This window comes from Vibrio penaeicida (assembly GCF_019977755.1).
GTDB lineage: Bacteria > Pseudomonadota > Gammaproteobacteria > Enterobacterales > Vibrionaceae > Vibrio > Vibrio penaeicida.
Map to the genome: position 1 here is coordinate 4,050,501 of NZ_AP025144.1, position 13,038 is coordinate 4,063,538.

Consider the following 13,038-nt stretch of genomic DNA (forward strand, 5'->3'; position numbering starts at 1 on the left):
ATCATACGGATGGATGTCATGATTAAAGAAAGAGTAGAAGCCCTTCGTCGCTGGTTAAGCGAGAACAACGTTGATGCGGTTATCATTCCCCACGAAGATGAGTTTTTAGGAGAATACGTTCCCGCTCACCATGAACGTTTACTTTGGGCGACCGGATTTACTGGATCTGCTGGTGCAGCTGTAATCACGGCTGACAAAGCCGCTATTTTTGTCGACGGTAGATACACTGTTCAAGTAACAAAGCAATCACCTGCTGATGTTTTTGAATACTGTCATCTCATCCAACAGCCTCCTTTGGATTGGGCACTCGACAACTTACCGACAAATGCTAAGTTGGCCGTCGATCCTAAAATGCACTCACACTCTTGGCTTCTAAAAGCGCAAGACAAGGTTACTGATAAGCTTGAGTTAGTGCTGGTCAACGATAACCCGGTCGATCTAATCTGGTCGGACAGACCTGCTCCAGTCTATACAGATGCTCGCTTAATGGAGCAAAAGCTCGTAGGACAAACAAGTGAAAGTAAGCGCCAAGAAATTGCTGAAATAGTAAAAGAAAACCGTGCCGACGCTGCATTGCTAACTCAACTTGATTCCATTTGTTGGCTGTTGAATGTCCGTGGCTTAGATGTCTCTTGCTTACCGGTGCTGCTATCACACGCCATTGTTCATGCTGACGCTAATGTAGAGTTCTTTATTGACCCAGCACGCTTACCTAGCGAATTTTCTGAGCATGTAGGTCAAGGTGTAACGGTTTATTCTCCGGAGCAACTTGAGACACAACTTCAAGCGCTTTTAGGCAAGAATGTTTTAGTGGACCCAGCAACAAGCAACGCTTGGTTTACACTGACTCTACAAAATGCTGGTGCCGAAGTTATTAATGGTAACGACCCATGTTTACTTCCGAAGGCAGCAAAAAACTCAGCAGAAATTGAAGGGATGCGCGCATCGCACCTTCGTGATGGTGCGGCAATGGTTAACTTCTTATCGTGGCTTGATGCTGAGGTAGAAGCTGGAAATTATCATGATGAAGGTCTTCTTGCAGATAAGCTTCATGAATTCCGTAAGGCCGATCCAACGTTGGCGGATTTAAGCTTTGACACTATTTCTGCTTCAGCTGGTAATGGCGCAATGTGTCACTACAATCACATGAACCAACCAGAACCCGGTAAGTTAGAACCAAATTCACTTTACCTTGTAGATTCAGGTGGTCAGTACCCAGATGGTACAACAGACATCACACGTACTATTGCGATAGGTAAACCTAGCCACGACATGATCCAGCAATTTACGTTGGTTTTGAAAGGTCATATCGGGCTTGCTAATGCAATATTCCCTCATGGCACAACAGGTCACCAGCTCGACATTCTTGCGCGTCAGCATCTCTGGGCAAATGGCTATAATTTCGATCATGGTACTGGTCATGGTGTTGGGCATTTCCTAAGTGTTCATGAAGGTCCTCAAAGAATCGCGCCTGTTGTTAATAACGTCGCTCTACTGGAAGGCATGGTACTTTCTAATGAACCAGGTTATTACCGTGCTGATGAGTTCGGTATTCGGATAGAAAACTTGGAGTTAGTTGTCGAAGTTGAAACGCAAGGCGATATGGACATGCTAGCGTTTGAATCACTAACACGATGCCCTATCGATAAGCGCAATATTGATGTCGCTCTTCTGACCGACTCAGAATTAACTTGGTTAAACAGCTACCATGCAAAAGTGTGGGATGAGATCAGCCCGTTAGTATCTGGTTCATCTTTAGATTGGTTAAGACTCGCCACTGAACCACTAACTCGATAAGATTTTTCTAGATTTCAAAAACAAAACCCCGCTAAGTTTAGCGGGGTTTTTATATGAGTAATGAAAGTCAAAAAGATACTAAGTTGGGTCGTTGTGTTTCACGTGAAACATCTCACCAAAAATCGCATTCTAATCATCCTCCAGAAAAACAACTTATCCAGAATAAGCATGGTGCCAATCTTTCCAAACAGGTTCAAATCCCTTACTTCTAACGGCGTTTGCTACTTGAACAGAAGAACGCTCGTCGCTTATCGCAAACTGCTCGAGTTCTTCTTCGTCATTAGCATAGCCTCCTGGCTGAGTCTTTGAAGCAGCTGAAATACTCGTCACCCCAAGAGGCAATACATTGTCTCTAAATTCTGGTGACTCTCGCGTTGAAAGGGAAAGCTCAACTTCCGGATTTAGCATTCTGTAAGCACATATCAATTGAACCAGTTGTTTATCGGACATCACTGACTTTGGCTGCAAAGACCCTTCACAAGGTCTTAATCGAGGGAAAGAAATCGAATAGCGGGACTTCCAATAAGTCCGTTCCATATAGCTAAGGTGAGCAGCAACAAAAAAGCAATCCGTCCTCCACTCTTCCAATCCGATCAATGCACCCATACCAATTTTATCGATGCCAGCGGAAGCCAATCTATCCGGAGTATTTAAACGATAGTTAAAATCTGTTTTGTTGCCGCGAAGGTGATGCTGACCGTAGGTCGACGGATGATACGTTTCTTGGTAAACCATAACCGCATCTAAGCCGAGTGTTTTTAACTCTGCATAACACTCTTGGTCCAGAGGTTGAACCTCCATAGCCAGATAGCTAAATCGTTTTTTTATAGATGGAACTACTTCGCGAAAGTACTTCATGCCTACTTTCGTTTCATGCTCCCCCGTGACGAGTAAAACCGAATCGAAACTCATTTTCTTGATCGCATCGATTTCCAACTGAATGTCATCAACATTCAATGTTCTGCGCTTAATTCTATTCTCCATAGTGAATCCACAATAGGTGCAAGAATTTGCGCAAAGATTTGACAGGTACAATGGAATATAAAACCCAATAGTATTGCCAAAACGTTTTCGTGTAAGCGCGTAAGATTGTTGCGCCATTTGTTCTAGGAAGGGTTCCGCTGCAGGCGAAATAAGCGCTTTGAAATCTTCTAAATCACGCTTTGATTTCGATATTGCTCTTTGTACATCTTCAGACGTTTTACTGTAGATAGACATGCGGATCTCATCCCAATTCATCTTTTCAAACTGGTCTGAAAAACTCATATTGATCACTCCAGGAATGATGTGAGTGGGCTAGATGCAACAGCGTGATTCACTTGCCCCGCCAAGCCAGCTTCGTAGCCTAGGCGCCCACTTTCAACGGCAAGCTTGAAGGCTCTAGCCATTTGAACGGGATTAGCCGCGGCGGCAATTGCCGTGTTTACCAATACCGCGTCCGCTCCAAGCTCCATGGCTTTTGCTGCGTGAGAAGGTGCACCTATGCCTGCATCTACAACAACCGGAACATTCGCTTGGTCGATAATGATTTCCAGAAAGTCCTGTGTCGCGATACCCTTGTTTGAACCAATAGGTGCTCCTAAAGGCATTACCGCAGCACAACCCACTTCCTCAAGATGTTTACAAAGTACCGGATCAGCGTGGCAATAAGGTAATACGATGAATCCCTGTTCAACCAACTTTTCCGCTGCTTTTAGCGTCTCAATAGGATCGGGCATTAGATACTTAGGGTCTGGATGAATTTCCAATTTAAGCCACTTTGTACCCAAAGCTTCACGCGCTAACTGAGCAGCAAATACCGCTTCTTTCGCATTCTTTGCGCCCGATGTATTTGGCAGTAAAGCTATTCTATTGTCGATGAGTGGAGAAAGTATGTCGTCATCCTTTGTATCGAGATCCACCCTCTTTAACGCCATCGTCGCAAGCTGGGAGCCAGAGGCAATAATGGCATCGCTCATTACACGGCTATTTGAAAACTTCCCTGTCCCTGTGAATAAGCGAGACTCAAATGTTTTTCCTGCTATCGTTAACACCTTTAACCTCCGGCAATCGCTCTAAATACCACAACATCGTCACCCGCTTTTAAGCGAGTATCAGACCACATTGTTTTGGTTTGAACTTCTTGGTTAACTGCGATTGCAATGCCCACGAGTTCAATTTTTTTGTTTTCCAGCAAATCGACAAGCGTCATTTCATCTGAAATCGAAATAGGCTCGCCATTAAAAGTAATTTTTAACGTACTCATTATTTTCCTTGAGTATCAAAAGTTGAGTTGCACACACTGCACGCGTTGTCTTTTGGAATAGCAAATTGATGGAACTGCATAGATAAGCCATCAAATAATGTAAGACGGTTCGCTAAGTCTCGTTCTAATGTGACTAAACGAATGGCGACGAGAGCTTGATGAGTTCCAATAATTCCTACGACAGGTCCCACCACACCGGATTCTGAGCAGCGCGTATTGGGTTGTGACTCATTGATTGGATATAAACAGTGATAGCAAGGATCTGAGTCTTGATACGTGAAAGTAGCTAATTGACCTTCCCAGCCGATTGCTGCACCAGATACCAAAGGTGTTTTTGATTTATGACACGCTCGATTAATTTCTTGTCGCGTTTCAAAGTTATCGCTGCAGTCTAAAACGATATCCGCTTGCATACATTCAAGTTCAAGCCGACTACCCAGAAGTTTCTTGTTGATAGCACGAACGCGCACATCAGAATTGATTTTGGCAATAGCTTTTTTTGTTGCATCTACCTTGGCTAGTCCTATCTCGTCACTTGAGTAGAGTATTTGCCTCGGGAGGTTACTCACTTCAACAACATCATCATCAGCAATAATAAGATGACCTATACCCGAAGCAGCAAGATGCTGAATGGCAGAACACCCTAACCCACCACACCCAACAACTAGAATGCTCGAATTTCTAAGCTTTGCTTGTCCGAGCTCTCCAATCTCAGGTAACGCTACCTGACGCTGATATCTCAGAAACTCAGAATCTGTAATCGTCACGGAACTACCTACTACTTAGAATTTCACGAAAATCGCTAATAGCTTTCTTTGGGTCAGAACTTAGTGTAATAGCCCGAACAACGGCTAGACTTGAAACCCCACACTCCCACACCTTTGGTGCTCGTTCTAGGTCAATTCCACCAATCGCAACGGTAAGAAAACGTCCTGACAGTTCTTGGTAAAGCTTAAGCCTCACTAACCCTTGAGGGCGTGAAGGCATAACTTTAGTGGTTGTTGGAAATATATGACCGAGCGCTATATAGCTAGGATTGACCTGTTTGATTCTAAGTATTTCGTAGTAACCGTGAGTGGATAACCCTATCCTTACGCCAGCTTTTGCAATTTGGTCTAAGTCTGCAAACTCGAGATCTTCTTGTCCTAAATGCACGCCATAAGCACCATGTCTTACCGCTAACTGCCAATAGTCATTAATATAGACTTGAGCGTTATGCTGACGTCCTAATTCGATTACTTTTGTAATCTTCGTTTCTAGCTCTGGGTCATCGGCATTTTTTATCCGAAGCTGTGCTGTCTTTACTCCAAGTTTCAGAAGTCGCTCTACCCACTCCACCGTATCTACAACCGGATATAAACTAAGATATTCAGCATTTGTATCAGGGAAAGGCAAAGCGTTTTCTATATCCCATCCTACATGGATATCTAATAGCTCGTCAGAGAGTATCGGTGTTGGAAATTCAGATAGATTCTGAGGCCATGTTTCACGTGAAACATCAGAACGTACTGCACCTCTTGCTATCACGAGTGCATCTTCAATCGGGAAATCAAGTACAAGAGATGTCAGTAACCAAGCCAGATAGGATTGTTGTTCTATCTCCGATAATGGAGCGCCCTTAAAACTCAACGCTCTATTGGATTCGCCATGGCACCATAGATCAACAAGCTGAAAATCATGATAAACGTCAATCAAGAGTAAGTTAGGCTCTTTTGAAAGTTGAGATAAAGCCAAAGGTGAAGCCTGACCATTAGAAAAACGGCAAACATGAGTAGCTTCACTATCGGATTCATCAAATGAAAGAGACATACACCTGTCATCAACGTAGCATTGCGTCAAATGAGTTGGGCTTACACCCAACTCGATATCAGCAATATCAAAGCCCTGCTCCTGAGCCAATAACAGTCTAGACTGAACGAGATCTGTTAACTCGACTTGAGCCTTTGGCAGTAATAGCTGAGCCATTTAATCCTCCAAAACACTCTGCTTGGCAGGGTGGTACAACTCTGAGCCCGTCGCTTTAAACTCTTCGGACTTCCTACGCATACCTTCCAATGGGTCATCTAGCATCTTGATCTCAATAGCCTGATCCTGCGCGACTTGCTTAGTGTCCTTTGCGTACTCTCTTACTTCTTGAGAAATCTTCATTGAACAGAACTTTGGACCACACATTGAACAGAAGTGAGCGACTTTCCCGGACTCTTGTGGAAGCGTTTCATCATGAAACTTACGTGCGGTTTCAGGATCCAGACCCAAGTTAAATTGGTCTTCCCAGCGGAATTCAAATCGAGCTTTTGAAAGTGCGTTATCGCGAATTTTAGCACCAGGATGCCCTTTCGCTAAATCTGCTGCGTGCGCCGCTAACTTATAGGTAATCAAACCCGTTTTAACATCTTCTTTGTTGGGTAAGCCTAGGTGCTCTTTCGGTGTCACATAGCAAAGCATGGCACAGCCATACCAACCAATCATGGCTGCACCGATACCTGAAGTAATATGATCGTATCCAGGGGCAATATCTGTTGTTAGTGGACCAAGAGTATAAAATGGAGCTTCATGACAGTGCTTAAGCTGCTCGTCCATGTTTTCTTTGATCATGTGCATTGGGATATGACCAGGACCTTCTATGATTACCTGAACATCATATTCCCACGCAACTTTAGTCAACTCACCTAAGGTTCTCAGCTCGGAAAATTGTGCTTCATCGTTCGCGTCTGCAATTGAACCTGGGCGTAAGCCATCACCAAGTGAAAGAGCAACATCATACTTCGCACATATTTCACAGATTTCACGGAAGTGGGTATATAGGAAGCTTTCCTGATGATGAGCTAAACACCATTTCGCGATGATAGAACCACCACGAGATACGATACCGGTGACACGTTTTGCCGTCATTGGCACGTAACGTAATAGCAAACCAGCGTGAATGGTGAAGTAGTCTACCCCCTGCTCTGCCTGCTCAATTAGCGTATCTCGCATGACTTCCCAATTGAGGTCTTCAGCGACACCATTTACTTTTTCTAGTGCTTGATACATAGGAACAGTACCAATAGGAACAGGACTATTACGCATGATCCATTCACGAGTTTCATGAATGTTTCGACCTGTAGACAAGTCCATTACTGTATCGCCGCCCCAACGAGTCGACCAAACAAGCTTTTCAACTTCTTCCTCGATTGAAGATGACACAGCAGAGTTACCAATATTCGCATTTACCTTAACAAGGAAATTACGCCCAATAATCATAGGTTCTGATTCAGGGTGGTTAATATTGGAAGGAATAATGGCGCGTCCCTCAGCAACTTCTTTTCGCACAAATTCAGGGGTAATTTCTTTAGGAAGATTTGCACCAAAGCTTTCGCCTGGGTGCTCAATGTTCAACTGGTCATCCGCAAACTTATGACGCTGCAAGTTTTCGCGTATGGCAATGTATTCCATTTCAGGGGTAATAATACCTTGGCGTGCATAGTGCAGCTGAGTAACGCACTGACCTTCTTTAGCACGTCGGATTTTTGGAAGATTGCCATAGCGTAAATCGTCTAACGTATCGTCTTCTAAGCGCTCTTTGGTGTAAACCGAACTCACATCCGACAAGACTTCAGTGTCATTTCGCTCTTTAATCCAGTCTTCACGTAACTTCGGCAGACCATTATAAAGGTCGATCTCATGTTCTGGATCGGTATAGACCCCAGACGTATCGTAGACACGTATTGGCTCATTTGGCTCAAATATTGGGTCTTTTTTACTCCCGCCAACCAAACTGTCTGCGAGAGAGATCTCTCTCATTGGCACTCGAATATCGCTTCTAGAGCCTTCTACATACACTTTATGAGAATTTGGATACGGTTGAGTCGACAGGTTATCAATAAACTGTTTGGCTTCCAGTCTCGCTTGCTTGCGATTCGACATAGCATTTTTCCTTGCAATCATTATTTTTAGGACAAAGTCCCTAGGAAGAAAATGCTTGGCGGATTGTTGTTACAAGAGGGCAAATGTGCGTGAATAACGCCATCTGAAAGTAGATAGATCCCGACTAATATCAGGTGAGGTATCTTCTCTTGTTCCCTTCGCAGATATTAGTCTGATCAGGTTCAACGGATCCCGCTAACGCGGTCTCAGCTCGCCCATTAATAAATCGGGCGGAGCACTCCGACAAGTGAAGCCAGTATAAGGGAAAGGTTAGGTCAAAACCAAGACCAAAGTTTAAAAAGATTAACTTTTAATCAACAATTGAAAGCCAATCCATGCGGCAGAGATACTAAGAACGACATTCAATAACACATTTAAACCCATTTTAAAAAAAGCACCTTGCTGCATGAGTAAAACGTTGTCCATAGAGAAGGTAGAAAAAGTAGTTAGTGCCCCTAGGAAGCCAAGACCGATTATCTGCCTCCAAGGCTCTGTAGCAAGGCTTCCATTCTCAAATGAAGCTATCAGCATTCCCATCGCTAATGAACCCACTACGTTCACTGTGAGCGTGCCATATGGAAACCCTCTACCAAATAAACTCGCGCATAACTCCGACACCAAAAAGCGAGAACATGCGCCAAATGCACCGCCTAATGCTATGAAACCAAGAATGGATAACTGTCCCATCTCTACCAACCCTAATCAAATATTGAAACCATTCTATCTCTATATACGCTAAAATTCGTTTTTAATTTCGGGTAATACTCGCCATAAAGAAGGATAAATATAAAAAGTTACAGGAGTCACTTTAGGTGATGTAAAGCATATTTCTTAACAGGCAAGTAAATTACCACCTTCTAAAGAAGGTGGCTTTGTGTGAGCCCCCTAAAAGGGGCCTTTGTTTAGTCCAGTGCTAATTGTTGCTGTTCCACGCGCTCTTTCTTCTCCTGATGTCTTACATAACGTCGAATAATTTCTTCATTAATTCCTACGCTATCGACAAAATAGCCCCTTTGCCAAAAGTGGTTACCCCAAAGCTTATTTTTCCTCAAATATGGAAACTTACTGAAGAGTTTTAAGGCTATTTTGCCTTTCAATACACCCATCAACTTGGATATGGATAGCTTGGGTGGAACTTTTACTACTAAGTGCACGTGGTCAATCTGGACGTTCAGCTCGACAACTTCACATCCAAGTTGATTACAGTAAACATTTATACACCGATAAACTTCTTTGCCTACATTGTTCTTCAAGATCCTAAATCGATATTTTGGTGTCCACACTATGTGATATTGACATCTCCAAAATACGTGGGAAGCTTGATTGTATCTACTCATGTTATTTGTCCTCTTTGACTTCGCTAAAAATCAAGGGGGCATTTAACATGGGTAGAACTACAGGCAAAGCCTAACTGAATGATAACCACCTACTGAAGTAGGTGGTTTAGGGCTGAAAACAAAAAAGCCCTGATCAGAGATCAGGGCTTATCAATTTGAACCTGGCGATGTCCTACTCTCACATGGGGAAACCCCACACTACCATCGGCGCTATTGCGTTTCACTTCTGAGTTCGGCATGGAAGTCAGGTGGGTCCACAATGCTATGGTCGCCAAGTAAATTTGGTTTTTGCTCTTAGAATTTCTTAAAATCTAAAAGCAATAAATAGTGGTGCTAGTACCCAGATTTGAACTGGGGACCTCACCCTTACCAAGGGTGCGCTCTACCAACTGAGCTATACCAGCACATTAAATTCTTATATGCGTTGGAATAAAAAAGCCCGTTTTTTCAAACGGGCTCTTTCAATAAATTTAAAGCCTGGCGATGTCCTACTCTCACATGGGGAAACCCCACACTACCATCGGCGCTATTGCGTTTCACTTCTGAGTTCGGCATGGAGTCAGGTGGGTCCACAACGCTATGGTCGCCAAGCAAATTCTTAATCTGGAAAGCTGTTTTTTTAGTTCTGATTCTTACACATTCAATCTGTTCTTATCTGAGCCCACAAAACCCCTTGGGTGTTGTATGGTTAAGCCTCACGGGCAATTAGTACAGGTTAGCTCAACGCCTCACAACGCTTACACACCCTGCCTATCAACGTTCTGGTCTCGAACAACCCTTTAGGACACTTAAAGTGTCAGGGAAGACTCATCTCAGGGCTCGCTTCCCGCTTAGATGCTTTCAGCGGTTATCGATTCCGAACTTAGCTACCGGGCAATGCCATTGGCATGACAACCCGAACACCAGAGGTTCGTCCACTCCGGTCCTCTCGTACTAGGAGCAGCCCCTTCAATCTTCCAACGCCCACGGCAGATAGGGACCGAACTGTCTCACGACGTTCTAAACCCAGCTCGCGTACCACTTTAAATGGCGAACAGCCATACCCTTGGGACCGACTTCAGCCCCAGGATGTGATGAGCCGACATCGAGGTGCCAAACACCGCCGTCGATATGAACTCTTGGGCGGTATCAGCCTGTTATCCCGGAGTACCTTTTATCCGTTGAGCGATACCTTCCATTCAGAACCACCGGATCACTATGACCTGCTTTCGCACCTGCTCGAATTGTCATTCTCGCAGTCAAGCGGGCTTATGCCATTGCACTAACCACACGATGTCCAACCGTGTTTAGCCCACCTTCGTGCTCCTCCGTTACTCTTTGGGAGGAGACCGCCCCAGTCAAACTACCCACCAGGCACTGTCCTCACCCCAGATAATGGGTAAGTTAGAACATCAAAGCTACAAGGGTGGTATTTCAAGGACGGCTCCACCATATCTAGCGACATGGTTTCAAAGCCTCCCACCTATCCTACACATGTAGGTTCAATGTTCAGTGCCAAGCTGTAGTAAAGGTTCACGGGGTCTTTCCGTCTAGCCGCGGGTACACTGCATCTTCACAGCGATTTCAATTTCACTGAGTCTCGGGTGGAGACAGCGTACCATCATTACGCCATTCGTGCAGGTCGGAACTTACCCGACAAGGAATTTCGCTACCTTAGGACCGTTATAGTTACGTACCGCCGTTTACCAGGGCTTCGATCAAGAGCTTCGTCCGAAGACTAACCCCATCAATTAACCTTCCGGCACCGGGCAGGCGTCACACCGTATACGTCATCTTACGATTTTGCACAGTGCTGTGTTTTTAATAAACAGTTGCAGCCACCTGGTATCTGCGACTCCTAATAGCTCCATCCGCGAGGGACTTCACCGTCAAGAGCGTACCTTCTCCCGAAGTTACGGTACCATTTTGCCTAGTTCCTTCACCCGAGTTCTCTCAAGCGCCTTGGTATTCTCTACCCGACCACCTGTGTCGGTTTGGGGTACGATTCCTTACAATCTGAAGCTTAGAGGCTTTTCCTGGAAGCATGGCATCAATGACTTCACTGCCGTAGCAGCTCGACGTCGTGTCTCAGCCTTAATGACGGTCCGGATTTACCTAAACCATCAGCCTACGCACTTGAACCTGGACAACCATCGCCAGGCCCACTTAGCCTTCTCCGTCCCCCCATCGCAATTGTAAGAAGTACGGGAATATTAACCCGTTTCCCATCGACTACGCTTTTCAGCCTCGCCTTAGGGGTCGACTTACCCTGCCCCGATTAACGTTGGACAGGAACCCTTGGTCTTCCGGCGAGGGAGTTTTTCACTCCCTTTATCGTTACTCATGTCAGCATTCGCACTTCTGATACCTCCAGCAGCCCTTACAGACCACCTTCAACGGCTTACAGAACGCTCCCCTACCCCGCAATCAAAAGATTGCAGCCGCAGCTTCGGTTTACTACTTAGCCCCGTTACATCTTCCGCGCAGGCCGACTCGACCAGTGAGCTATTACGCTTTCTTTAAATGATGGCTGCTTCTAAGCCAACATCCTGGCTGTCTGAGCCTTCCCACATCGTTTCCCACTTAGTAGTAATTTGGGACCTTAGCTGGCGGTCTGGGTTGTTTCCCTCTCCACGACGGACGTTAGCACCCGCCGTGTGTCTCCCGGATAGTACTTACTGGTATTCGGAGTTTGCAAAGGGTTGGTAAGTCGGGATGACCCCCTAGCCTTAACAGTGCTCTACCCCCAGTAGTATTCGTCCGAGGCGCTACCTAAATAGCTTTCGGGGAGAACCAGCTATCTCCAGGTTTGATTGGCCTTTCACCCCTAGCCACAAGTCATCCGCTAATTTTTCAACATTAGTCGGTTCGGTCCTCCAGTTGATGTTACTCAACCTTCAACCTGCCCATGGCTAGATCACCTGGTTTCGGGTCTATATCCAGAGACTGAACGCCCAGTTAAGACTCGGTTTCCCTACGGCTCCCCTAAACGGTTAACCTTGCCACTGAATATAAGTCGCTGACCCATTATACAAAAGGTACGCAGTCACACCACAAAGGTGCTCCTACTGCTTGTACGTACACGGTTTCAGGTTCTATTTCACTCCCCTCACAGGGGTTCTTTTCGCCTTTCCCTCACGGTACTGGTTCACTATCGGTCAGTCAGTAGTATTTAGCCTTGGAGGATGGTCCCCCCATATTCAGACAGGATATCACGTGTCCCGCCTTACTCGATTTCACTCAATGTGCGTTGTCGGTTACGGGGCTATCACCCTGTATCGCGTCCCTTTCCAGAGACTTCACCTGACGCACAAAAAGCTTAAGGGCTAACCCAATTTCGCTCGCCGCTACTTTCGGGATCTCGGTTGATTTCTCTTCCTCGGGGTACTTAGATGTTTCAGTTCCCCTGGTTTGCCTCCTGCTGCTATGTATTCACAACAGGATACTTACTTATGTAAGTGGGTTTCCCCATTCGGAAATCGTAGACTCAAGTGGCTTTTACTGCCTAATCTACGCTTATCGCAAGTTAATACGTCCTTCGTCGCCTCTGACTGCCAAGGCATCCACCGTGTACGCTTAGTCACTTAACCATACAACCCCAAAAGGTTTCTGTATGGCAAACAACCAAGGTTTATCGTTGTCTCTTTATTATGAGCGAGACAACACTTCGATTTTGCCGGACTCAAATATGTTTTCACTTTCGTGAAAACCCAAGAACACTTGAATGTGTGTTGGTACCTAAATGAACAAGTCATCTAGGATTTGAGAACTTTT

9 protein-coding genes, 1 tRNA gene, 3 rRNA genes and 1 riboswitch are annotated in these 13,038 nt (G+C 45.2%); of the genes, 1 reads left to right on the top strand and 12 read right to left on the bottom strand.

Going from position 1 to position 13,038, the window contains the following annotated elements:
• The first annotated feature begins 9 nt into the window (after positions 1-9).
• Positions 10-1,797: an aminopeptidase P family protein gene (locus LDO37_RS18080; protein ID WP_126606456.1), complete on the top strand. Its 1,788-nt coding sequence runs from the start codon at positions 10-12 to the stop codon at positions 1,795-1,797.
• A gap of 153 nt (positions 1,798-1,950) precedes the next feature.
• Here LDO37_RS18080 and thiH read toward each other — a convergent pair whose 3' ends face one another.
• The 12 genes from thiH to LDO37_RS18140 all read right to left on the bottom strand — a co-directional run bounded on the left by thiH (position 1,951) and on the right by LDO37_RS18140 (position 12,854).
• Complete coding sequence (gene thiH, locus LDO37_RS18085) at positions 1,951-3,063, bottom strand: 2-iminoacetate synthase ThiH (RefSeq protein WP_126606455.1); 1,113 nt, start codon at positions 3,061-3,063, stop codon at positions 1,951-1,953.
• Between the two features lie 5 nt (positions 3,064-3,068).
• Complete coding sequence (locus tag LDO37_RS18090) at positions 3,069-3,830, bottom strand: thiazole synthase (protein ID WP_126606454.1); 762 nt, start codon at positions 3,828-3,830, stop codon at positions 3,069-3,071.
• A 2-nt stretch (positions 3,831-3,832) separates the two neighbouring features.
• A complete protein-coding gene (gene thiS, locus LDO37_RS18095) occupies positions 3,833-4,042 on the bottom strand; it encodes a sulfur carrier protein ThiS (RefSeq protein ID WP_126606453.1) in 210 nt (69 codons plus the stop codon).
• Positions 4,042-4,809, bottom strand: coding sequence for a HesA/MoeB/ThiF family protein (locus tag LDO37_RS18100; protein WP_126606452.1), 768 nt, complete (start codon positions 4,807-4,809; stop codon positions 4,042-4,044). The genes thiS and LDO37_RS18100 overlap by 1 nt, the downstream gene beginning before the upstream one ends.
• 4 nt (positions 4,810-4,813) lie before the next feature.
• Positions 4,814-6,007, bottom strand: a complete 1,194-nt coding sequence (gene thiE / locus LDO37_RS18105) for a thiamine phosphate synthase (RefSeq protein ID WP_126606451.1) — start codon at positions 6,005-6,007, stop codon at positions 4,814-4,816.
• Complete coding sequence (gene thiC / locus LDO37_RS18110) at positions 6,008-7,948, bottom strand: phosphomethylpyrimidine synthase ThiC (RefSeq protein ID WP_126606450.1); 1,941 nt, start codon at positions 7,946-7,948, stop codon at positions 6,008-6,010.
• A 136-nt stretch (positions 7,949-8,084) separates the two neighbouring features.
• Positions 8,085-8,201, bottom strand: a riboswitch (TPP riboswitch).
• 50 nt (positions 8,202-8,251) lie between these two features.
• Complete coding sequence (gene crcB, locus LDO37_RS18115; protein WP_126606449.1) at positions 8,252-8,635, bottom strand: fluoride efflux transporter CrcB; 384 nt, start codon at positions 8,633-8,635, stop codon at positions 8,252-8,254.
• Positions 8,636-8,850: 215 nt separating this feature from the next.
• On the bottom strand, positions 8,851-9,285 hold the full coding sequence (gene tnpA / locus LDO37_RS18120; protein WP_126606448.1) for an IS200/IS605 family transposase: 435 nt from the start codon (positions 9,283-9,285) through the stop codon (positions 8,851-8,853).
• 159 nt (positions 9,286-9,444) lie between these two features.
• Positions 9,445-9,561, bottom strand: a 5S ribosomal RNA gene (gene rrf, locus LDO37_RS18125).
• A 52-nt stretch (positions 9,562-9,613) separates the two neighbouring features.
• Positions 9,614-9,689, bottom strand: a tRNA-Thr gene (locus LDO37_RS18130).
• Positions 9,690-9,760: 71 nt separating this feature from the next.
• Positions 9,761-9,876: ribosomal RNA gene (gene rrf / locus LDO37_RS18135) — 5S ribosomal RNA — on the bottom strand.
• Between the two features lie 93 nt (positions 9,877-9,969).
• A 23S ribosomal RNA gene (locus LDO37_RS18140) occupies positions 9,970-12,854 on the bottom strand.
• Positions 12,855-13,038: the final 184 nt, after the last annotated feature.